The sequence below is a fragment of the Yinghuangia sp. YIM S10712 genome (genome assembly GCF_051388935.1).
Classification (GTDB): domain Bacteria; phylum Actinomycetota; class Actinomycetes; order Streptomycetales; family Streptomycetaceae; genus Yinghuangia.
The window spans coordinates 82850-105836 of record NZ_JBPKBI010000020.1; the positions used below are offsets into that span (position 1 = coordinate 82850).

Sequence of the window (22987 nt, forward strand, 5' to 3'; positions counted from 1 at the left end):
GCGCCTCACGCGGCGCCACCGTTGGAGCCCCGGCGACCTCGGTCATCCGGGACGACACCGGCATTCGGATACCCGACGGGGCACCCGCCGTCGACTCGTGCGGCCGGCGCCGATTTCACCTCCGCGCCGGCATGTGACGGCGCGCCCTCACATGCCGATGTCCGGCCCCGGATACCCCCGGGGCCGGACCTTGCCGCGCTGCCGCGCCAATGCGCGCGACGGTGCAGCAGGAGGGCTGCAGCGGTGAGCATAGCGAGCGTGCTTGTCCCACACCGAACCGTGCGTCGCCATCTGCCTATCGTCGATGCGCCTTCGCCCGCCGGCCGTCGCGTCCCGACAGAGGCACACCTCGCATCGATATTCTCGCGCTTACCCCCGGGAAGTCCCTTTGATTGCACGCAAGTTGGCGACTCAAGTCGGCACGGCGCGGGGTACGGTCATCGGCATCGAAGAGGATGCATGCTATAGCGCTTCGATATAACCGGGCGCCGAAGGTTGTATTGGTCGCGCGTGTGACCGTCGGCCTAGCATGCTTGGCAGGGAGGCAGTGCGGTGCTGTCCCCCGGGACTGTCGTGCAGCCGCATTGGTCCACCGGAACGGCCGGCGAGGCTGTGGCCGACTCATCGTCCTGATGTGCGCAGGAGCAAGCTGAACCAGGACAACGGGTGTGCCCGAGTTCTTGGCGGTCCGCAGACGGACGTCCCTTCGACCACCGTGCGTGTCGACCGAGGAATGCCAGCGTGCACGTCGTCTCCGGCGTGCCTTTCGTGGGAGCACTCGTATGTCCTTCTCCGCGGCGGACCGACCCCGCCTGGCCACCCCCGCACAGCAGGTCGCGGAGCACACGCTGATACGCCTGCTCCGCGACCCCGAACTGCGGCGCGTCAAAACGGCGATCCGCGACGGCCTCGCCGCAACTCCGCGCGGCACGACGCCGTCCGGCGCGGCAACCCTGGACCGTGCCGTGGACCTGTGGACGAACTCCCTCACGCTGGCGGAGATCTCCGTGCACCAGCCGGTCCCGGCGTTCACCTGGGGCACCGACAACACACCCCGGAACTGGCTCGGATACACCCTCCCGGGCGTCGGCACCTCCGGTCCACGTGGTCAAGCTCACCGAACTCGCCGACCTGGACCTCCCACGGGTCACACCGGAACAACGCGCGGCCCAGATGACCGCACGCATCGCGGGATACGAGGTCCGCACGTCCTGACGACATACACCGCGCCGGTGAACGCCCGGGACAGGCACAGGCGTCGGATTCGGACGGCTGCGGCCTTCGAAGTAGGCCAAACCAAGGGCCTGTTCGTCTCCTGCCGGTCGTGATTCGGCGCGACTGCGGACACTTGGCCGGGCGGACCGGCGTGGCCGGGGTGTGCCGGAGGGCAGGTGGGATCCCCGGTCGAGGGACTCCCACTTGCCCTCCGGTGTGGCGTCACTGTGCCGGTGTGCCGGCACGCGCGAGTTGTTCACCCGCGGTGCCGGTGCGCTGCATGCGCTGCCAGCGCAGCCGGTTGCCGAGGACGGCGGTGACGACGGACTGGATGACGACGAGGTACATGAGTTGCCGGTACACGAACTGCTGCAGCGGGAGTGTCCAGATCGGTCCCAGGCGCTCCTTGTCCAGGCGCAGCGCGTACACGGCGGTGAGCATCTGGGTGGCGAGGAACGCGAGCCAGATTCCGAGCATCCGCCACGGGTCCAGGAACACCAGCCCGTACAGGGCGAATACGTCGACGACCGGGGCCAGCAGCGGCAGCAGCACCTGGAACAGGAACAGGTACGGCAGACCGCGCCGGCCCAGGTGCCCGGCGGGCCCGCGGTCGAACACCGCCCGGCGGTGCTTCCACATCGCCTGGAGGGTGCCGTAGCACAAGCGGTACCGTTGCCGCCAAAGTTGTTGCAGCGACTCGGGTGCCTCCGTCCACGCCAGCGCGCGCTCCTCGGCGAGCGCGAAGGCGTGCGCGCCTTGCTGGGCCCAGATGAGCGCGGTACCGCGCCACTCCGCCTGCGTATCGACGGTCGGCGTCGGGGGCAGGCCGATGCCTTCGGAGATAGTGGTGAACCGGTAGTCCTGTTTGGCCAGTTCGGTGAGCAACAGGTCGAGGCCCTCGACGGTTTGGGCGCGGTCGCCGCCGCCGTCGTGGAACATCACCACGGCACCGCGTCCGTCCTGCGGCGTCGACGCGGCGGCGATGGCAGCGGCACCCGGCCGGGCCCAGTCCTTGGAGTCGAGGTCGGTGGCGACGATGAGGTAGCCGGCATGTGCCGTTCGGCGGACGGCGTCCCAGGTGGCGCCGCACAGCGCCGCGGGCACGGACGAGTAGGGCGGGCGCAGGAGTCTGGGGCGGATGCCGGCCGCCCCGGCGAGGGCGTTGTCAGTGAGGGACATTTCGAGATCGGTGCGCCACGCGGGGAGGGCTCCGATGTCGGCGTGGGTGTAGGTGTGCGATCCGATCTCGTGGCCGGCGTCCCGGACGCGTCGGACCAGTTGCGGGTTGGCTGCGGCTTCCGCGCCCACCATGAAGAACGTCGCGTTGACATTGTGCTTGGCGAGCACGTCGAGTATGCGCGGCGTCCACGTGGGGTCGGGGCCGTCGTCGAACGTGAGGGCGACCGTGCGCGGCGGCATGGAGGTCGATTGGGTGCCGGCGGCTGTGTCGCGGATGATCGGGCCGCCCGTGCGGACGGTTTCGGGCGCCGGTTCGCACGCCGCGTCGGCGTCGCGCGCGGTGCCGGAGCGTCCGACGGTGTGGTGCGCGTAACCGTCGAGGAGCAGCGCCGCGGCCACGGCGACGAGTACGAGGAGCAGCCAGTGCGCCTTCGGTTCCCGCGGTCGGCCGGCCTTCCGTGCGGCCGTCGCGTTGCGGCGGAAGGCCGCGCGGGAGGCCGGGGGAACCGTGGGCTGGGCGGTCGTGGGCTGGGGGGCCGTGTCCGGGTCGGCGGCACTCGCATAGCCGTCGGTCCCGCCGTCGGTGGAGACGATGGGCCCGGGCGCAGAAGCGTACGCGCCTGGGTGCGATGTCTGGGGTGTACTCGTCTGGGGTGCGGCGTCGGGCGTGTCCCGTCCCCTGCGTCGACGGCCCACTTCAGGGTCTGCCGGGGTTCGAGTTGGCAGCGGTCGGACGCCGTGTCTGTCCGGGCGGGGTGGGGGCGTTGCCGGGCTTGGCTGTCGCGTCAGTCTGCGGCGCGTTGCTCGACGGGACGCCGGCCGAGGGGGCGGGGGGTTCGGCGACCGGGGTGCCACTTGCGGCCGACGCGGTCGTGACGGTGGTCACCGCGACGGGTATCGCGGTGGGCGATTTGCCGGGCACGCGTGTTGGCGCCTTCTTGGTCGCGGAGGGAGACCCGGAGGCCCCTGTGGGGTTGTCGTCGGTACCGCCCGCGGGCGTGCCGTCCTCCTTGGGCTGCGGCACCCACGGCGGGGTGCCCAACGGCGACGACGACACCGCGCCGGTGGCGACCAGCGCCAGAAAGCCGATCAGTCCGACGCCCGCCAGAGTCGCCGCGCGGCGCAGCCGACGCCTTCGGCGTCCGCCGGGGTCGACGAATATCTGTGTTCCGCTGTCGGCTTGCGGAACACCTGCGCGCCGGTCCCCCGGGGAATCCGCGTCTGTCATGGCGCGGAAGTGCAACCAGCCGCAGGACGCCTGCCGCATTTCCCCCTGCTTGGGTTCCCTGGGGCGGGGGGGTCCCGGGCGCACGGATCAGCCGGGGGGCTCGTGGGTTGTGGCTGGGCGTGGTGTGTAGGTGAAGCGGGTGAGGACTGCGTCGGCGCCGAGGGCTTCGACGCCGACGACCCGGCCGGTGAAGCCGCCGGCGACTTCGGTGGACAGGTAGCGGCCGTCGATGTCGGCGAGAGCGTGGAAGGTTCCGTCGTCGAGGTAGCCGAGTTCGAGGCGGTCGGGGCCGTTGTGGAGGCTGAGGCGTCCGGAGGTGTCGACGGCGCGGATGGCGAGCGGGCGGTCGGGGGTGACGCCGGTGATGGTGGCGAACTTCTGGTCGAAGGGGCCGACGACGGCGCGTGCTGTCAGGGTGTCGCCGCATCGCTCGATGGCTGCCCAGTGCGCGTCGTCGATTTGCACCACGAGGGCGGCGTCGCCGGTGGCGATGGCGGCCTCGGCCTGCCATTCGAGGTCGCGGGTACGCGTCGCGAGCAGGTGGACGGTCTCGCGGGATTCGGGGGTGCGGCCGGCGGCGAGGGTGATGCCGGTGCGGTTGTCGGGGCTCGATCGCCGGACGAACGTCCGCGGGTCGGTGCCCGGGGAGACCCACCGCGGATGCAGTCCGCCGCCGGCGGACCCGCCGGTGAACTCGTCGGTGAACTCGTCGGTGAACGCGGTGTGTTGCGGTGGCACGTCGAAGGCGTCCTCGACCAGGACCGGCCAATCGTCGGCCCATTCGACGCCGGCGAGGAAGGTCTCGCGGCCGTTGACGTGGAACCGGGGGCTGCTGCCGCGGGGGCGTACGCCGAGATAGACCGCCGCCCAGCGGCCGTCCGCAAGTTCGATCAGGTCCGCGTGGCCGGTGCTCTGTACCGGGTGGGCGGTGCTGCGGCGGCTGAAGATCGGGTTCGCGGGGTGGGACTCGAACGGTCCGCTGATCGACCGGGAGCGGGCGACCGAGACGGCGTGGCCGCGTTCGGTGCCGCCCTCGGCGACGACGAGGTACCACCAGCCGTTGCGTTTGTAGAGGTGCGGCGCTTCGACGTACGCCAGACCGGAGCCGGCCCACACGACCTTCGGCTCGGACGTCACCCGGCCGGTGAGGGGGTCGACAGCGACCTGAGTGATGCGGTGCGACTGCGTCCAGGTCAGGTGGCAGGTCCCGTCCTCGTCCCAGGCCAGGTCCGGGTCGATGCCGCCCGGACCGCCCGCGCCCTTGGTGTGGACCGGGTCGCTCCAGCCCTGGGCCGGGTCGGTGGACCACACGATCATGTGGCCGTCGGCGCGGTCGACGGCGTTGGTGGTCACCAGCCAGAACACCCCGTCGCGGTGGCGCAGCGTCGGAGCGTAGATGCCCGCGCTGCCGGCCTCCAGGCCGCGGTGAACCTTCAGTTGCCCGGGGCGGTCGAGGGCGTTGCCGATCTGTTCCCACCGGAGCAGGTCGGTGCTGCGGAAGATGGGGACGCCGGGGAAGTACTCGAAGCTGGACGTGGCCAGGTAGTACGCGTCGCCGGCCCGGCAGATGGAGGGATCCGGGTGGAAGCCCGGAATGATGGGGTTGACGGTCATATCCTGATTGCTCCGTCCTTCGCCGGATCGCCCCGGCCGATCCAAGTGGTCTTCGTCGTGGATCCCGGCGGCCACGCGGGGCACGGGCGGGCGTGTGTGGTCCGGGCGTTCAGTTGACGACCTCCAGTTGCCAGGACCACCGGCCGGGCCTCCGGCGTCGCGGCGCCGCGACGCGTGGCCGCGCCGTGAGCTCCGGAGGCTCCCAGGGCCCAATCGGCGGGAAGGCACTTGTCATCAGACGGCGCACCTTCGTTTTCGTTGACGGACGGGCCGAACGGCTCGAAGCCGCCGACCTGCTGGAGCAGGTCGGGCTTCCCAGTGCCTGGGTTCGGAGACGTTACGTCGTCGCGTCACCCCCGCGACAAGCGATTGCCGTGCTTTGCCCTGGACCACTGCGCCGATGCGGATCGAGGAGCGGCGGGGCGTGTCACCGCAAGTGATCGCTCTTCGGCTCGAACATCGGGCCCCGGTGCCTGGAGGACGACCCCGGCCACGGACAGCCCCCGCGCCCGCGAGCGCCGCGAGCAGCACGCGCGGGACGCGGTGGCGCCGGGCGGTCTCAGACAGCCTTCCGCCCAGGCCATGCCGAATGCCTGGCATCGATGACGTAGTCGTGCCGGTGGCGCCATCCGCCCGACGAGTGCACAGCGCCGACGAGGTGCGGGTGGTCCGGCGGCAGATCGGCGTGGATGTGTTCGAGGCGGAACGGGTCGCGCACGGGCCAGATCATGGTGGCCGCCGCGGCGGAGGCCAGGGCGATGCCGCTCAACACGCCCGCTGTGACCGGGAGTCCGGCGCCCGCGGCGAGCCAGCCTGCCAGCGGGTACGTCACCAGCCAGCAGGCGTGTGACAGCGAGAACTGTGCGGCGTAGGCGGCCGGCAGGTCCTCGTCCGCGGCCGAGCGGCGGATCAGCCGTCCGCCCGGCGTCAGCACCGCCGAACTCGCGGCGCCGATGGCCGCCCACGCCCCGAGCAGCACAAGCCACGTGCCCGTGCCCGCAGGCGCCGCCGTGACGGCCGCGACGACGGCGAGGACGATCGGGAAGCCGTAGGACGCGGCCAGCATCACCTGTCGGTCGCCTAGCCGCGCCAACAAGGACGGAAGCACCAAGGCGACGGCGATCGAGCCCACCCCGTACGCGCCGAGCGCGACCGAGACCGCGCCCGCCGAGCGTCCGAAGTGGTCGCGGACCACGACGACCGTGTTCACGAAGACGACGGCGCCCGCGGCGGCGACGGCCAGGTCGAGGGCGAGCAGCGCACGCAGGCGCGGAGTGGCCCAGAACAAACGCGCACCGAACGCGGCCTTCGCGTAGACCCCGCCCGCGCGTTCGACCGGCACCGGCTTGGGGAGCACCGCCGAGACGACGAGCGCCGCGGACGCCGCGAACCCGACCACCGTCCCGGCGAACAGCCAGTTGTACGAGACCAGTGCGAGCAGCCCGGTCGCCAACGCGGGACTGAACAGGCTCTCCAGGTCGTACGCCAGCCGCGACATCGACAAGGCCCGCGTGTAGTCACGTTCGTCGGGCAGAACCTCCGGGATCGTCGCCTGGAACGTCGGCGTGAACGCCGCGGACGCCGCCTGGAGCAGGAAAATCAGCACATGGATCTGCCAGACCTGCGTCACGAACGGCAGCGCGAGGGCGACGCCGGCCCGGACCAGGTCCATCGCGACCAGCAGCGCCCGGCGCGGGACACGATCGGCGACCGCGCCGATCCACGGGGCGATCGTCACGTACGCGATCATCTTGATCGCCAGGGCGGTGCCGAGCACCGCCGAGGCGTCCGGCCCGGCGATGTCGTAGGCGAGCAGGCTCAGCGCCACCGTCGCCAGACCGGTGCCGACCAGCGCGATGACCTGCGCGGTGAACAGGTGGCGGTAAGTGCGGTTGCGCAGCACGGTCAGCATGGGCCTCATCCCTGGCGAGAAGGCGATGCACTCAGGACAAGACAATATGTTCGCACGTGCGCACATATTGACCGCAAGAGTGGGCGGCCCCGCGGCAACCCGGATGAGTCAGTCGTGCGGTGGAAGCGACCGGATCTGATGGTCGGCCGCGTTGAGCGCCTCGTCCACCAGGCGGCGCACATGGCCGTGGCGCAGGGCGTAGACGACCCGGCGTCCCTCCTTGCGGGTGACCACGAGTCCGGCCAGGCGCAGCTTCGCCAAGTGCTGGCTCACCGAGGTGCGCGGCGCAGCACTGGCCTCGGTCAGGGTGGTGACGTCGGCCTCCCCTTCGCCGAGCCGCCTCATGATCGCGAGTCGCGTGCGGTCGGCGAGCAGGCTGAGGACGGAAACCGCGGCGTCGAGCCGTTCGCCGTCGGCATGCTCGTGCGAGTCATGCGCAGTTGCGAGATCGCGACTGGGGCTCATGCGCCCAATCGTAGGACCGTGCACACGCGGGCATGGTCGGACCATCTTGGGCCATCGCCGGGCACCGCAGGGAACGGACCTCCACCCGATGGCGAGCAGCGCCGTGTCTCGTACGTGGAGTCGTCGGCCGCGCTGACGGCGTGGAAGAAGACCGGCGAGATCGCGTTCCTGGCCAAGGTGTCGAGCGTCCCGCTCCAGCAGGCGCTGCGGCACCCGCAGACGGCGTTCGCGAACTTCCTCGCCCGCCGGGCGAAGTATCCGAGGTTCAAGTCGCGGAAGAGGTCCCGTGCGTCGGCGGAGTACACCCGCTCCGCGTTCACCTGGCGCAACGGGGAACTCACGTTGGCGAAGATGTCCGGGCCGTTGGACATCCGCTGGTCGCGTCCCCTGCCCGACGGGGTGACGCCCACCACCGTGACGGTGTCCCGCGATCCGGCCGGGCGCTGGTTCGTGTCGCTGCTGTGCGACGACACCATCGCATGCTCCGGGGGGCGGTCCGGTCCTCCTCCGCCGGATCGGCCCGGCGGAAGACGTCGGCGGCGACGGCGGTGACGCGCCGGCGATGCTCGATGCGCGCGCCGAACGCCGCGGTGTAGCGGCTGACGATGGTCGCGGTGCCGTCCGCCGCCTTGGCAGCAGAGCGGTCACCGCGATTTCACGGTGTTGGCCTAACGGACACACGCCCGGCGCGCGGCCCGGTGCCGCCCCGGCTCATGCTGGCCCGGGGGGACGTCCCGACTCCGTGAAGAAGGAACGACCCATGCAGCCCTCTCGTCGTGCGCTGTGCCCCCGCGCGTTCGCCGCGCCCGTACTTGTGCCGGTGCTTCTGTTCGCCTTGATATCCGTGCTGTGGGCACCGCGTGCCCGCGCGGGCGGGCCCGTCACCCCTGTCGTCGCGACCCTGACCGGCGCCGCGGATCCGCTGTTCACGACCGAGCCGGTGGGGGGACAGGCCGACCTCGGGCCGCTGGGCCGTGCGGTCGGCGACTCCGTGATCGTGGGCCTGGGCGAGGCCACGCACGGTACGCACCAGTTCTTCACTCTCCAGCACAGGGTCTTCCGCTATCTGGCGGAACAAAAGGGCTTCACCACATTCGCCCGGGAGGCGGGATGGAACGCCGGGCTGCGCATCAACGCGTGGATTCAGACCGGTGAGGGTGACATCCGGCAGATCATGCGGGAGGTCTTCCAGAGTTCGGACCGCCTCTGGAACAACGAGGAGTACCTGGACCTGTTCTTGTGGATGCGGGCCTTCAACATGCGGCATTCCCCGAAGCTGCAGTTCACCGGCAACGACATCGCGCCCGTCGAACCCGAGCTCTACGACCGGGTGACCGCCTACGTGGCCCACCGGCTTCCCGAGCTGTCCGCGACGATCAACGAGCTTTACCGCGGGCACCCGACCGGGAGCGTGCTCGCCGCGACCCGGGAGTTCACCTCCCGTCCCCAGGATCAGCGCCTGGACTTCGCCGAGCGCGCCCGGCAGGCGTACGAACTGCTGCGTTCCCAGCGGCCCGGAGACGATCTCAAGGCGTTCGAGTGGACCGTGCAGCACGCCCGCGTCATCGCCCAGAACACCCGGTTCTACTCCTTCGACTCGCTCGACGAGGAGCAGCGCATCCAGCAGGACCTCTACCGCGACGCCCAGATGGCCGCCAATCTCACGTGGTGGTACGAGCACACGGGCAGCAAGACGCTGCTGACCGCCCACGACGGCCACGTCGCCTACGTCAGCAACAGCCCGTACTACCCGCGACCGGAGGGCGCTTTCCTGCGTGACCGCTTCGGCAACGGCTACACCAGCATCCGCACGAGCTTCGGCGCGGGTTCTTTCCTCGCCTACGACGCCGACAGCACTCAGGAGCCCTCGCCGCTGGGCGTCTTCACGGTGGGGCCGCCCCTGCCGGACTCCAACGAGTACACGCTCGACAAGGTGCCGTACCGCGACTACCTGCTGGACATGCGGACCGTACGCCCGCCGGCTCGCCAGTGGCTGACCGTGGCACGCCCCACCTTCGAGATCGGTGTGTCGTGGCCGGCCCCGTTGCCCGACACCCCGCTCAGCCCCAGTTCCGATCTGCTGATCCACCTGCACCACGCCGACGCGGCACGCCTCCTGCCGGAGTGAGGCCGCCTCGGGTCGGCTGCGGACGCCCGGTCGGCCGCTCCGATCAGGCTGCCCACCCGCCACCCACCACGACCGGATGGCCGCCCTTCCGTAGGCGAGCCGCCGTCATCAAGCGGCCACTCCTCGGAAGCCACTGAAGGCAGAGCCCCATCAGCCACACCCGGCTGTCCCGGGCCGCCTGACAACGTACGGAGTCTCCATGCACCGAACACCGCTGCTCACCGCCGTTCTCGGAGGCCTCGCCCTCGTACTCTGCGCGGGACCGTTCGCCGCTCCGGCATACGCAGCCGCGGGGCACAGCGCCCCGGAACACCGCCTCGGCGATGACCGGGCGCTCCTCGACGTCCTCGAAACCGCCGTGCGGCAGGGCTCGCCCGGCGCTCTCGCCCAATCGCGCACCGGCGACCGCGCCCGGAACCCGGCTGCCGGGGTCGCCGACATCCGGACCGGGGAACGGCCCGCGGCACAGATGCGGTTCCGCATCGGCAGCGCCACCAAGACATTCGTGGCGACCGCGGTCCTCCAACTCGTCGCCGACCGCCGCCTGCGGCTCGACGACACCGTCGCGGACGTCCTTCCCGGCGTCGTCGGCCGCAACGGCAACGACGGCTCGGCCATCACAATCCGCATGCTTCTCAACGACACCAGCGGCCTGTTCGAGTACACGCAAGACGCCGGAATCCAACAGATCACACAACAGGAGCCGGCGCACTGCTTCACGCCGAGCGAACTCGTCGACGCCGCGATCGACCATCAACCGAATTTCGCCCCCGGCACCTCCTGGGCCTACTCCAACACCAACTACTCGCTGCTCGCGATGGTCGTCGAGGAGGTCACCGGTCAGTCCTACGGCGACCTGATCACCCGCCGGATCCTCCGACCCCTCGGCCTGGCGAACACGTCCTTCCCCGGTTGTTCACCCGTTCTCCCCGCGCCTCGCCTGCACGGCTACACCGAGTCGGAAGCCGGCGGCACCCAGATCCAAGAGGCGACTGATTACAACCCCTCTTTCGCCGCGGGCAACGGCGACATGATCTCCACGGTCGGCGACCTCAACAGCTTCGACTCCGCCCTGCTCGGCGGCCGGCTCCTGCCCGCCCCGTTGCTGCGCATGATGCTGACCCCGACCCCGGGCTCCTTTCCGGGCACCGACGTGTTCAGCTACGGCCTCGGTGTGGTGCTCGCGGAAACACCCTGCGGGGTCACCGTGTACGGCAACGCGGGGGCGGTCCAAGGATACGAGACGTGGATGAGCAGCACCCGCGACGGTCGGCACACCATGTCTTTCGTGCTCAACAACGACTGGCTCGACCCGACCGAAACCATCGTCCAGGCGATCACCGCGGAGTTCTGCCCCCAGTGACCGCCACGGGGCAAAATGGTCACCGCGCCCGCCTCGCCCCCATCGGACGCGGCGTGATCCACGCGCGCGGGGCAGGACTCCCGCGGCTGAGCGGTCAGCCCCCGGGCTGACACCCTGGTCCCAGGGGTTTCTTCAAACCGACGACCGACCGCGACGTCGGCGCCATCAGAGGGTCGCAGCTGCCGTTGTCTCACGGGCTGACCCGTCGGCGGCGTATGCGCGTTGAAGTCCCACACCGAGGGACTCGGCTTGGAGAAGCGGCTCGACTTCCCGGGCCCGATGGACTCTTCCTCGCCGTCGGAGTCCCGAACAGCGCCGTGCAGATCCTCCTGTGGTCGTATGCGGCGGTCGCGGGGCTGCCGGGCGAGGCGGGCGTGCCCGGGCCGCTGATCCTTGAATCCGACGTTCTGTGCAGGAGTCGGGCGGGACGGAGGAGCAACGCGTACACGGTCCGTCGGCCGCGGCGTGTGCGAGTCCTGAGCGAGCCGGGATGTTCAGCGCGACAGGCGGGTTGCCACAACCCGTGAACTCCGGACCCGCGCGGGACGCTGAGGCTAGTCACTGGCTACCATCGATCCTCGTGTCGAACTCTGACGAACTGCTCATCAAGATCGCCGGGCTGGTGGAGTCCGAGCGGAGCAACCAGATGTCTCTCACCGTCGTCACCTCCGGGGCTGTGATCACCGGACGGCTGGCGCCTGAAGCCGTGTGGCGCGAACGCGTGTCGCAAGTCCTCGCGGACTCCGAACACCTCAGTGCGTTCTCCGGCACCTTCGTCGCCGATCAGGAACCGCCCCCGCGCGGAAGGCGTACCCCAACACACCTGCACTTCCACGTCGCCCGCATCCTCCAAGGCACCGTCGGGATCCCCGAGACCGGCGGGATGTACCGCGTTGCGATCAAGGACGTGACGGCGTGGACGGTCGGCGACTTCAGCTACTCCGACCACTGACCGCTGACAAGGCCGACTACGCACCGAAACGAACTCGCAGGGGGCTGCGGGAACTTTCACGACCTCCACCAGGCACAAATCATCAGCCGCGGCCCGACCGGAGGTCCGCGGGCGACGGGCCCGGAATCGCGCTACGAATCCTTGCGCAAACGCGCCAGGCCCTCCTCGCTCCGGGCCAGCCAGACCCGCGCGCCCACGGCCCGGTTCGCCTCGATGGCGTGGCGGAACTCGGTTGCCGCAGCCTCCGGTTGGCCACAGGCCGCCGCACCCACGCCGAGAAAGTGGCGCACCGAGCCGTAGCAGCCGATGGTCCCGAACATCGCGATCGTGTCCGCGTGCGGCCGGATCCGGGCCAGGGCGCGGCGGAGGTCGTCGACGTGGCCCAGGGCCGCGAGGACCTCGACGCGGAGGCAGTCCGCGGCCAGGGACTGCCAGCTCCCCAAGTGCCCTTCGGGCGGGGCGGGGGGCAGCAGTTCGGCGGCCAGGTCGAGCCGCCCCGCGGCCATGGCGGCGCGGGCGACCACGGCGTGGAAGACGGGGTAGGTCGAGCCGTCGACCAACTCGACCAGCCTGGGGATGGTTTCGTCGAGCCGCCCCGTCAGCGTGGCGGCCTCGGCCAAGGCCGTCCCCTCGCACTCGGCGTGACCGACCAGGGTGGTCGCGCGGTGCCGACGGACGGCGGCGGGCAGGCGGGCCAGCACCTCGTCGCCGCGGCCGTCCATGAGCAATCGCGCGATGTGCCACCAGGTGAGCTGGATCGCGGTGCTGCTGCGGCGCAGCCGGGCGGCGATGGCGTCGCACGCCGCCGTCTGCTCGTCGGCGTCGGTGACGCGTCCGAGCTCGACGAGCACGACCGCCCGGAAAAAGCGCGCGGCCAGTTCGATGTCGGCGTGCCCCTCCGCCTCGACCAGCGCGGTGAGTTCCTCGGCGGTGGCGAGCCGGTCGCCGGCGGTCCCGGGCCGCCATGTCGCCAGGTAGCGGCAGCCGAGCGTGTACGCGAGGGTCAGCGGGTCGCCGAGACGCCGCGCTGCCGCGACAGCCTCCGCGGACAGGTCATCGGCCCGCAGCGCGTCCCACGTGTAGACCAGCTCGACCGCGAGGTTCGCCGTCGCGCGGCAGCGCAGCGGCCCGTCCGGCAGAGCAGTCCGCGACTGCTCCAACACCGCGATGACCTCGCGGTCGACGTCCGCATACTCGCGCCAGTTCCACAACTCCGGGCCACCACACGCGACGGCCGCGGCCGCCAGCAGTTCCGCGTCGTCCAACCCCCGGGCCAGTCCGATCGCCTCGCTGAGGGCCTGCCGGGCACCCGCCAGGTCACCGACGCGGCGGCGGGCCGCGCCCAGGCCGTGCATGATGTCGAAGCGGACGCGCGGGTTGATGCCGCGGCGTCCGGCGACCAGGTCCGCGGTGCGCTGCCATCGGGCGCAGGCGTCGTCGTACGCGTACTGGAGCTCGGCCTGCCGCGCCGCCGCGATGCCGTGGCGTGCCGCGGCATCGGCGAGCGTGGAACGTATCGCCGCGCCGAACGCCAGGTGGTACGCGACGCTGTCGAGCAACTCGGGCCGCTCCGGCAGCCATTGCTCCAGCGCCGACCCGATGTCGCCGTGCAGCCGACCGCGACGGCCCGCGCCCAGGTCGTCGTAAAGGGTCTCGCGGACGAGCGCGTGCGTGAACCGGTAGCCACCGGGCCCGGTTTCGTCCAAGAGGCCGTGCGCGACGGCCAGATCGCAGGAGTCGGCAACGTCGTCGACCGGGCTGCCGGAGACTTCGGCAAGGAGGTCCGCGTCGACGTCGCGGCCCGCGACCGACGCGACCCGCAAGATGGTTCGGGCGGTCTCGTCGAGAAGCCCGACCCGGCGGCGAACGACATCGCGTATACCGTCCGGGATTTCCGGAGAGGTCAGGTCGAAGTCGGAGTCGCGGGCGAGGAGTCGGGCCAGTTCCCGGGCGTAGAACGGGTTGCCGTCGGCCCGCGCGTGGATCAGGTCGGCCGTCGGCCCGTCGATGTCGGCCCCGACCGACCGGCGCAGAAGTTCACGGATCTCGTCGGGCGCCAGGCCGGTCAGCCGCAGCCGGAGGGGGTGGAGGCGAGCGAGCGTGGCCAGGCACGCGTCGAGCGCGGAATCCGCACGCGGGTGGCTGTCCCGCATCGAGACGGCGATCAGCACCGGATGCTCGGCCAGCGTCTCGGCGGCGTAGCCGAGCAGATGGAGGGAGGACGGATCGGCCCAGTGCACGTCGTCGAGCACCACCACGACACCTCCGCGCGCCGCCGCGTACCCGGCGAGGCGGTGCGCCACGGCCTCGTACACCCGAAGAGGTGCGCTGGGCAGGCCGATACCGGTGGTGTCCGGGCGCCCCGCGAACGGCACCGCCGACTCGTCACCGAGCCAGGGGAAGACCGCGGCCCCGGCGTCGACCGCTCCGGGCGCGGCGTCCGGCGGCGCCAACTCGCGCTCGACGTCCCGGAGTACGGCCTGCCAGGCCCAGAACGCGGGTGCCGCGTCGGTCTCGTGGCACCGGCCCCACAGCGCAGGGACACCGAGCAGCTCGGCGCGGCGCCGGAGTTCGGTCAGCAGCCGGGTCTTGCCGATGCCGGGCTCACCGCTGACCAGCACGAGCGCCCCGCGCCCGGCGCGGATGTCGGCGAGGGCGCTGTCGAAGGCGTCGAGTTGGGCGCGACGCCCGACGAGCGGGGTTTCGTCGGCCGAAGGGGCGGACATCGGCGGCGCGGGCGGCGGGGGTTGCGGCAGGGACAGAGTCGAGGCGGTGCCCGGCTCGCCGGATTCGTCCCGGACCTCGGGAGCGGGGCCCGTGCCTCGCCCGGCCGGCCCCACCTGCATGGGAACCACTGCCGCGTCGCCGACGGCGTCCCCGTGTCCCGGACCGGAAAGTCCGCCGACATTGCCCGCCCGGATCACTCCGGCATCCAGACGCGGTGCCTGGCCCAGGATGTCCCGCTCCAACACCCGCAGCGCCGGACACGGCTCGACCCCCAGTTCCTCGGCCAGCCGCCGTCGGTTCCGCGCCAGCACCGCCAGCGCGTCCGCCTGCCGCCCGCTGCGGTACAGGGCCAGCGCCCACAGCTCCGCCAGGCGCTCCCGAAACGGGTGCTCCCGGGCGAGCAGCTCCGCATCCGGCACCGCCTCCGCGTGGCGGCCGAGGGACAACAGCACGTCGAGACGCGTCTCGGACGCGAGCAGCCGCATTTCCTCCAGCCGCGCGGCTTCCTCGCGCGGGCCCGGCAGATCGCCGACGTCGGCGTACGCCGCGCCCCGCCACAACGCGAGCCCCGCGTCGAGCCGGGCGAGCGCCCGCGCCGGGTTCCCGGCCGCGACGGCGTCCTGGGCCTCGTCGACCGCCTCCGCGAACCGGTCCGCGTCACAGGCCCCGCGAGCGAGACGCAACTGGTAGCCGCCGGGCGTGGTCGCGATCACCGACGACGCGGTCCGCGGCCGCCGCCCCGGCTCGAACGCCGAGCGCAGCCGCGACACGGACACGTGCAACGCGGCCGCCGCGGTCGCCGGAGGAGCACCCGACCACAGGGCGTCGACGAGCCGGTCCGCGGCGAGCGGTGACAGCCGCGAGGCCGCCAGCGCCGCGAGGAGCATGCGCTCGCGCCGCCCGGACAGCGCGATCTCGCGGCCGCCCACCGTAGCCGCGAGCGGACCGAGCACGGCGAGGCACACACCCGGCCGCGCGGTCGCGTCTTCGTGGGACACCGTTTCCCCACCTTCTCGTTCGCTTCGCCCACACCCACCCCCGGGACGATCCCTCTATGATCGCCCCCCGCAACCTCCCCGGAAGCCTCGGGGCTGGCCCGGGGCACGAAGGGCAGCCGCCCGACCTTGGCCGCCCGCCCCGCGTTGCGCGAGCGCCCCGTCACCGGACGCGCGAAGTCCGTAAGTGGATCGCAAGCCGGTGGCAAGGCCTGCGGCGCCGACGAAAGACCGGGCTGCAAGACCGCGGCAGGTCCCCGGTAAGGCCGCCCCGCGAATCTCTTTTCCACCGGCGGAGAAGGGCGGAATCCCCCGAAGCCGCCGGGACACCGAACCGCCCAGGACCCGCCGAGGAGCCTCGATGGACAGCACAGCACCCCGCTGCCGGCCGTACCGCATCGCCGCCGAGACCTGGCTCGTGCCGCGCCTCGTCGCGGCCGGCGAGGCCGGTTTCGTACCCGTGAACTCGATGGTGATCACCGGTGAGCAGCCGGTCCTCGTCGACACCGGCGCACCGATGCACGCCCATCAGTGGCGCGAGGACGTCTTCGGCATCGTGGCGCCGGAGGACGTGCGGTGGATCTTCCTCTCCCACGAGGACATGGATCACATGGGCAACCTCGCGACCGCGCTGGAACTGTGCCCCAACGCCACCCTGGTGACCGATTTCGGCGCGTGGCAGCGCATGTCGGTGCACACTCCCGTCCCGCCCCACCGCATGCGCTGGCTCAACCCCGGTGAGCGCCTCGACGCGGGTGACCGCAGCCTTCTGGCCGTCCTGCCGCCGCAGTTCGACGCGCCGACGACCCGCGGGTTCGTGGACACCGCGACCGGGGCGATGTGGGCCGCCGACGCGTTCGGCGCCCCGACTCCCGGCGAGATCCACGAGCACGGCGACCTGCCGCCCGGGCTGTGGGACGAGGCGTTCACGCCGTTCAACAGCATGAGCAACCCGTGGCACGGGTGGCTCGACGCCGACCGCTACGGGCACCACCTCGGCGAACTGGCCGCGTTGCCGGTCAAGGTCGTGGCCTCGTGCCACGGCCCGGTGCTGCGCGACGGCGCGATCGCCGACGCGTACGCCAAGGCCCACGCGATGGCGGGGGCGCCCGTCGTGCCCGCGCCCGGTCAGCCCGTCCTTGAGCAGATCCTCGCCGCTGCGGGGCTGCACGACGAGGTGCCCGCCTGAGCGCGGCATCCGGAAGGTGCGGCGCGGCCTGATCCGCACGCCGCCCGGACCCACGAACCACCGTGCGGGTTGGGGGGACTCGTCCCCGCACGGTCGGCCGGCACCTGGGGAGGGCTGACGGCCGAGGCAGGTCCGGGGCGCGGGGCCCGTTGCCCCGCGNCCGCACGCCGCCCGGACCCACGAACCACCGTGCGGGTTGGGGGGACTCGTCCCCGCACGGTCGGCCGGCACCTGGGGAGGGCTGACGGCCGAGGCAGGTCCGGCACGCGGGGCCCGTTGCCCCGCGTGCCGGACCGACGCCCGAGCAGAGGCGCCGTGCCGACAACCGGCGGCGTCGACGCCGCGGTGACCACGCATGAGGAGCGTGACCGGAATTTCCCGCGAGACGTCGGAGCCGACGCGTGTCGGTGGCGCGGGCAGGCCGTCGAGGAGGGCGAGGACAGCGGTGGGTCTTCTCATCCGGTCGACAGCGGGCCACGGCCGCCGACCACGCGCTGTACGACGGTGAGGCGGCGGCCAAACCTCCCGCACCGGTCGTGGCTCGGCAGCCTGAGGCACCCGCACCGGGAGGTGCCCGATACGCGGTGGCAACACTCAAACGCTGGGGGCGATTTAGGGGTTGCGGCGGGGCAATCGCGCTGAGAGTTTCGTGACATCTCCCCGGGGATCGCGTCATGCCGACACCCGGCCCTCTTCCGGAACCATCGTGGAAGCAGAGGACTCATGGACAACGTCACGGCGGATGCCGATTGGATTCGGCGATATCACCCCCTACCCGACGCCCCCGCCCGCCTCGTGTGTTTTCCGCACGCCGGTGGTTCGGCAACCTACTTCCACGGCGTTTCGGCTGCTCTTTCGCCGGACATCGAGGTGCTCGCGGTGCAGTATCCGGGGCGCCAGGACCGGCGGGCCGAGCCGCCGGCCACGAGCATCGCCGAACTGGCCGCGCGGGTCCACGAATCCCTGCGGCCGTGGACCGCGTCGGGTTCGTTCGCCTTCTTCGGCCACAGCATGGGCGCGGTGGTGGCGTTCGAGACCGCGCTCCTGGCGGCCGACGGCACCGCGCCGGACGTGCTGTTCGTCTCCGGCCGCCGGGCCCCCTCCCGGCACCGGGAGGAGAACGTACGGTGGCGCGACGACGCCGGGATCATCACCGAAGTACGCGAACTCGGCGGCACCGAAACGGAGTTGCTGCAAGACGAGGAGCTGCGCCGGATGATCTTGCCCGCGCTGCGCGCCGACTACCACGCCGTCGAGACCTACCAGGTGCGTCCCGGGGCCCGGATCGCCAGTCCGATCGTGGCCCTGGTCGGCGACGACGACTCGCGCACCACGCTCGACGAGGCGCAAGCGTGGGCCTCCCACACGACCGGCTCATTCGATCTGGAGGTCTTCCCCGGCGGGCACTTCTACCTGAACGCGCAAGCCGCCGCGGTCCTGACCGTGCTGCGCGCCCGGCTGCTCCCGGAGCACGCCGTCCGCCCGCCGAGGGGCGCGGCATGATGCCGGCCGTGGGCCTTCCGGACGACCGCGTGTCCGTTCGGGTCCGGCCCGCACGCGTCGCGGCGGCGGGCGCCGAGAACCGCCGACGTGCCGCCGAGTTGCACGAGATCCGGGCCGGCGCGGCGGCGGGGCCGAGCGACAGCGCCACCCAGGCGCAGCACGCGAAGGGGAAGCTGACCGCGCGCGAGCGCATCGCGCTGCTCTTCGACGGAGGACGGTTCCACGAGGTCGAGCAGCTCCGGCGGCACCGCGCCACCGGGTTCGGTCTGGAGAACCGCAGGCCCCACACCGACGGAGTGATCACCGGGTGGGGCGAGGTCGAAGGCCGGACCGTGTTCGTGTACGCGCACGATTTCCGGATTTTCGGCGGAGCACTCGGCGAGGCGCACGCCGAGAAGATCCACAAGATCATGGACATGGCCCTGGCGGCGGGCGCTCCGCTGGTGTCGCTCAACGACGGTGCGGGCGCGCGCATCCAGGAGGGCGTGTCGGCGCTGGCCGGGTTCGGCGGGATCTTCCGGCGCAACACCCAGGCGTCCGGGGTCATCCCGCAGATCTCGGTGATGCTGGGACCGTGCGCCGGCGGTGCCGCGTACAGTCCCGCGCTGACCGACTTCGTGTTCATGGTGCGCGAGACGTCCCAAATGTTCATCACCGGCCCGGATGTGGTGCGCGCGGTGACCGGCGAGGAGATCTCGCACAACGGACTGGGCGGCGCCGATGTGCACGCGGAGACGTCCGGGGTGTGCCACTTCGCCTACGACGACGAGGAAACGTGCCTGGCCGAGGTGCGCTACCTGCTCACCATGCTGCCTGCGAACAACCGTGAACTGCCGCCGTCCTACGCGTGCGACGATCCGGCAAACCGGCGCACCGAGAATATGGCCGAGCTGGTGCCGGCGGACGGCAGGCAGCCGTACGACGTGACGCGCGTGATCGCCGAACTGGTCGACGACGGCGAGTTCCTGGAAGTCCACGAGCGGTGGGCGCGCAATATCGTGTGCGCGCTGGCCCGGTTGGACGGGAAGGTCGTCGGCATTGTCGCGAACCAACCGCAGGCGCTCGCAGGCGTCCTCGACATCGGCGCCTCGGAGAAGGCGGCGCGTTTCGTGCAGATGTGCGACTCGTTCAACATCCCCCTGGTGACGCTGCTCGACGTGCCCGGTTTCCTCCCCGGAGTCGAACAGGAGCACGGCGGCATCATCCGGCACGGCGCGAAGCTGCTGTACGCCTACTGCAATGCCACCGTGCCGCGGGTCTCACTCGTGCTGCGCAAGGCTTACGGAGGCGCGTACATCGTCATGGACAGTCGCTCCATCGGCGCCGACCTGACGTACGCGTGGCCGACGAACGAGATCGCCGTGATGGGCGCCGAAGGGGCCGCCAACATCATCTTCCGGCGCCGGATCGCCGCCGCGGACGACCCCGAGGCGATGCGCGCCCGCATGGTCAAGGAGTACCAGGCCGAACTGATGCACCCCTACTACGCGGCGGAACGCGGACTCGTCGACGACGTGATCGACCCGGCGGAGACGCGCGAGGTGGTCATCGCCGCGCTGGCGATGCTCCGCGACAAGCACGCCCTCCTCCCGTCCCGCAAACACGGGAACCCACCGCAGTAGGGGCGGCGCGGCCCGGTCTCCGCGATCCGACTCCGTCGCGATGCGTCAACCGCCAGTGTGCGCGGTTCGCGCATCGCGACGCCCTGTTTCGCGCGTCGGCGGGGACGTGGGTGTGCTCGGGTATTTGCGTTCGGGACGCGGCAGTTGCCGCCGCGGGCCCTCGTACCCGCCGGGTCAGGCGGTGGGCAGGGCGCCCGGTCCGGAGGGCTCGGAGCGCAGGGGGTTGAGCCGTTCGGCGCCGATGGCGGCCCGCAGTGCGGGGTCGGTGACGCCGAGGCCCGGCTCGGGGGCGAGGCACAGCACGCCGACCTTGCCGAGGTGCCGGTTGACCTGGACCAGTCGTGCCGCCTCGCCGATCTCGGCCAGCGGGTACAGCGCCGACATCATCGGCATGATCCGCCCGCTCGCGATGAGGCGGTTGCACTCCACCTGCTCTTGCAGGTTCGCCACATGGCTGCCGACGATGCGCTTGAGCTTCATCCACAGGTAGCGGTTGTCGAACGTGTGCTGGTAGCCGGTGCTGGAGCCGCACGTGACGACGGTGCCGCCGCGGCGTACGACGAACACCGACATGCCGAACGTGGCGCGCCCGACATGTTCGAACACCACGTCGGGGTCGCGTCCGGTCTCGCTGCGGATGAGGGCGCCGAGGCGTTTGCCCGCCGCGATGACCCGGTCGGGGTCCTCGCCGGTGCCCGCGTCGATCCCGGCCTCCTCACGGTCGATCACGACGTCGCAGCCGAGCCGACGCAGAGCCTCGGCCTTGGCCGCCGAACTCACCACCCCGACCGGGATGCCGCCGCCGTTCTTGACGAACTGCACCGCGTAGCCGCCCAGTCCGCCGAGCGCGCCCCAGATGAGGACCACGTCGCCCTGCTTGATGCGCGCGCCTCGGTCACTCACGAGCATGCGGTAGGCGGTGCCGGCGCACAGCGGGTTGCACGCCGCCTCCTCCCACGTCAAGTGCCTGGGCTTGGGCAGGAGTTGGCTGGCGCGGACGACGGCGTAGTGCGCGAGGCCACCGAAGTTGGTCTCGAAGCCCCAGGCAAGCTGCTCCTCGCCGAGCATTCCGTCGGCGTGCGTGGCGGCTTCCTGGTCGTCGACGTATGCCGGGCTCAGCACGACGTGGTCGCCGACCCGCCAGCGGCGGACGCCGTCTCCCACACGCACGATCACACCAGCGCCGTCGGAGCCGACCACCTGGTACGGCTGGTCGTGTCGGCCGGCCCACCCTCCTTGGCGGGCGAAGCGCGAGAGGAAGCGGAACGTGGGGATCGGCTCGAACATCGCCGACCAGACGGTGTTGTAGTTGACCGAGCTGGCCATGACCCCGACGAGCACTTCGTCGGGCGCGAGTTCGGGCATCGGCACGGGCCCGACCCGCAGCGACTTGCGGACGTCTTTGTCGTGTTGGTCGAGGACGCCGTCGAACATGCCGGCGTCCTCGACGCGCAGGTGGGCGGCGGTGTACGCGTCGGGAAGCTGGGCGCGCGCCAATTCGTCGGCTCCGGCGCCGTCGAGGAGAGCTTCGGTGAGTGTGGTCATCGGCCAATCCCTCGGTCGGAGTCCCTGTTTCCGCTCAGGCGGTGCCCGTCCTGGCCCGACGGGGCCCGAGCCCGACGTTAGGTCGCCCCCGAGCGCCCGGATACCCCAGACCCGAACAGCGCCCGGTCGGCCCGGTGTTAGGGGGCGGAGTAGGGGAACCGCCCCGGCAGCGCGCACAGTTGCCGGGCCCGGCGCCCCGGCACAGTGGCTCGGCCGGGCGGATGGCGACAGGCCGAGGCGCTGTGCCGGGGCAGGGCGGGTCGGTACGCACCTTGCCGGCCGCGGAACCACGCGCTTCTTCGTCGCGACGGTCGCGACGGGCGCCACGACGGCGAACTGCTGCGCGGCGTGCGCCACCGCTCCGGACCGGCCCTGACGCCGTCACTGGTCATGCGCTCCCCGAGCGGCACAATCCGCACCGCCGACAGCCGACACCGCCTGTCCAAGGCGCGGTACCGGCGTAGTCCTCGGCGGCGGCCGGGCGGGGGATCGCCGGGGAGTCACTATCGTTGCGGGAACCGGCACCTCGGCGGTTAGCGTGCGTCGCGTACCAGGCCGGAGACCGCGTCCGGCCGGCGACCGGACGGAGTGGTGACGGGTGAGCAGGATCGTGGTTTTCGGGGCGGGCGGCCGAGCGGGGCGCCGGGTGGTCGCAGAGGTGGTCGCGCGCGGGCACGCGGTCACGGCGGTGGTGCGGGATCCGGCCAAGTACGCCGACCTCGCGGCCGACCGGGTCGACGTGGTGACCGGTGACATCCTCGACGCGGGCAGCGTCGCCGCGGTGGTGGCCGGGCACGACGCCGTGGTGAACGCGGCCTACCAGGCCGACAAGGCGCCGGCCGACTTCTTCGGCGGGGCGGCCCGCGCACTGATCGCGGGCCTGGCCTCCGCGCGTGTGGAGCGCTTGGTGGTGATCGGCATCGGCACGTGCCTGGAGGTGCAGCCGGGGGTCGCGGTGCACGACACACCGGGCTTCCCGGAGGAGGGACGCACCTTCTCACTGGGCCACCAGGCCGAGCTGGACGTGCTGCGCGCCGAGGGAGACGGCGTGGACTGGCTGGTGCTGGCGCCGCCGCCGGTGGTCCTCGACGCGGAGGCCGAGCGCACGGGCAAGTACCGCATCGGCGGTCCGGCGCTGCTGCCGCACGAGGGCGAGGGTGAGCAGACCTTCTCGTACGCGGACGTCGCGGTGGCCGTGGTCGACGAGATCGAGACGCCGAAGCACCACCGCGTCCTCGCCGCGATCGCCTGACACCGGGCAGTTCGCGGCCACTTGCCGGGTGGACGGATTGCCGCCGGAACTATCGGGGGACCGGCCGGTTTTCGATGCCGCCCCGGGGGGGGGGGGGG

The 22987-nt window shown here is 71.7% G+C and carries 14 protein-coding genes and 2 pseudogenes; 9 read left to right on the forward strand and 7 right to left on the reverse strand.

All coding sequences use genetic code 11. The annotated features are described in order from the left end of the window. Positions 1-1437 precede the first annotated feature (1437 nt). The 5 genes from ACRX5W_RS28415 to ACRX5W_RS28435 form a co-directional block, all read right to left on the reverse strand. On the reverse strand, positions 1438-2634 hold the full coding sequence (locus ACRX5W_RS28415; RefSeq protein ID WP_436791229.1) for a bifunctional polysaccharide deacetylase/glycosyltransferase family 2 protein: 1197 nt from the start codon (positions 2632-2634) through the stop codon (positions 1438-1440). A 457-nt stretch (positions 2635-3091) separates the two neighbouring features. Further along, the gene (locus ACRX5W_RS28420; RefSeq protein WP_436791208.1) at positions 3092-3622 is read right to left on the reverse strand and encodes a hypothetical protein; all 531 of its coding nucleotides are present in this window, start codon (positions 3620-3622) and stop codon (positions 3092-3094) included. A gap of 87 nt (positions 3623-3709) precedes the next feature. Beyond that, positions 3710-5236 (reverse strand): family 43 glycosylhydrolase, encoded by a 1527-nt coding sequence (locus tag ACRX5W_RS28425; RefSeq protein WP_436791209.1) that lies wholly within the window; start codon positions 5234-5236, stop codon positions 3710-3712. 559 nt (positions 5237-5795) lie between these two features. Continuing rightward, a complete protein-coding gene (locus tag ACRX5W_RS28430; protein ID WP_436791210.1) occupies positions 5796-7148 on the reverse strand; it encodes an MFS transporter in 1353 nt (450 codons plus the stop codon). A gap of 108 nt (positions 7149-7256) precedes the next feature. Beyond that, on the reverse strand, positions 7257-7613 hold the full coding sequence (locus tag ACRX5W_RS28435) for an ArsR/SmtB family transcription factor (RefSeq protein WP_436791211.1): 357 nt from the start codon (positions 7611-7613) through the stop codon (positions 7257-7259). Between the two features lie 90 nt (positions 7614-7703). On the opposite strand from ACRX5W_RS28435, the pseudogene ACRX5W_RS28440 reads away from it, so the two are divergent. The 4 genes and pseudogenes from ACRX5W_RS28440 to ACRX5W_RS28455 all read left to right on the forward strand — a co-directional run. Beyond that, positions 7704-8090 (forward strand): annotated as a pseudogene (locus tag ACRX5W_RS28440) (RNA-guided endonuclease InsQ/TnpB family protein); the annotation flags it as partial. Positions 8091-8373: 283 nt separating this feature from the next. Next, the gene (locus ACRX5W_RS28445) at positions 8374-9741 is read left to right on the forward strand and encodes an erythromycin esterase family protein (RefSeq protein ID WP_436791212.1); all 1368 of its coding nucleotides are present in this window, start codon (positions 8374-8376) and stop codon (positions 9739-9741) included. A 199-nt stretch (positions 9742-9940) separates the two neighbouring features. Beyond that, positions 9941-11104 (forward strand): serine hydrolase domain-containing protein, encoded by a 1164-nt coding sequence (locus tag ACRX5W_RS28450; RefSeq protein ID WP_436791213.1) that lies wholly within the window; start codon positions 9941-9943, stop codon positions 11102-11104. A gap of 580 nt (positions 11105-11684) precedes the next feature. Next, positions 11685-12056 carry a hypothetical protein gene (locus ACRX5W_RS28455; protein WP_436791214.1) on the forward strand — a complete coding sequence of 124 codons (372 nt, stop codon included), beginning with the start codon at positions 11685-11687 and terminating at the stop codon, positions 12054-12056. Positions 12057-12187: 131 nt separating this feature from the next. On the opposite strand, the gene ACRX5W_RS28460 is transcribed toward ACRX5W_RS28455, so the two are convergent. Further along, the gene (locus ACRX5W_RS28460) at positions 12188-15781 is read right to left on the reverse strand and encodes a BTAD domain-containing putative transcriptional regulator (RefSeq protein ID WP_436791215.1); all 3594 of its coding nucleotides are present in this window, start codon (positions 15779-15781) and stop codon (positions 12188-12190) included. A gap of 358 nt (positions 15782-16139) precedes the next feature. Here ACRX5W_RS28460 and ACRX5W_RS28465 point away from each other — a divergent pair, with 358 nt between their 5' ends. The 3 genes from ACRX5W_RS28465 (at position 16140) to ACRX5W_RS28475 (ending at position 20092) form a co-directional block, all read left to right on the forward strand. Next, positions 16140-16967 carry an MBL fold metallo-hydrolase gene (locus ACRX5W_RS28465; protein WP_436791216.1) on the forward strand — a complete coding sequence of 276 codons (828 nt, stop codon included), beginning with the start codon at positions 16140-16142 and terminating at the stop codon, positions 16965-16967. 723 nt (positions 16968-17690) lie between these two features. Then, on the forward strand, positions 17691-18470 hold the full coding sequence (locus ACRX5W_RS28470; RefSeq protein WP_436791217.1) for a thioesterase II family protein: 780 nt from the start codon (positions 17691-17693) through the stop codon (positions 18468-18470). Positions 18471-18499: 29 nt separating this feature from the next. After that, positions 18500-20092 (forward strand): acyl-CoA carboxylase subunit beta, encoded by a 1593-nt coding sequence (locus ACRX5W_RS28475; protein ID WP_436791230.1) that lies wholly within the window; start codon positions 18500-18502, stop codon positions 20090-20092. Between the two features lie 174 nt (positions 20093-20266). Here ACRX5W_RS28475 and ccrA read toward each other — a convergent pair whose 3' ends face one another. Beyond that, positions 20267-21637, reverse strand: coding sequence for a crotonyl-CoA carboxylase/reductase (gene ccrA, locus ACRX5W_RS28480; RefSeq protein WP_436791218.1), 1371 nt, complete (start codon positions 21635-21637; stop codon positions 20267-20269). A 318-nt stretch (positions 21638-21955) separates the two neighbouring features. On the opposite strand from ccrA, the pseudogene ACRX5W_RS28485 reads away from it, so the two are divergent. Together ACRX5W_RS28485 and ACRX5W_RS28490 are read left to right on the forward strand one after the other, a co-directional pair. Further along, a pseudogene (locus tag ACRX5W_RS28485) lies at positions 21956-22174 on the forward strand (hypothetical protein); the annotation flags it as partial. Between the two features lie 61 nt (positions 22175-22235). Continuing rightward, positions 22236-22889, forward strand: coding sequence for an NAD(P)-dependent oxidoreductase (locus ACRX5W_RS28490; RefSeq protein WP_436791219.1), 654 nt, complete (start codon positions 22236-22238; stop codon positions 22887-22889). Positions 22890-22987 lie beyond the last annotated feature (98 nt).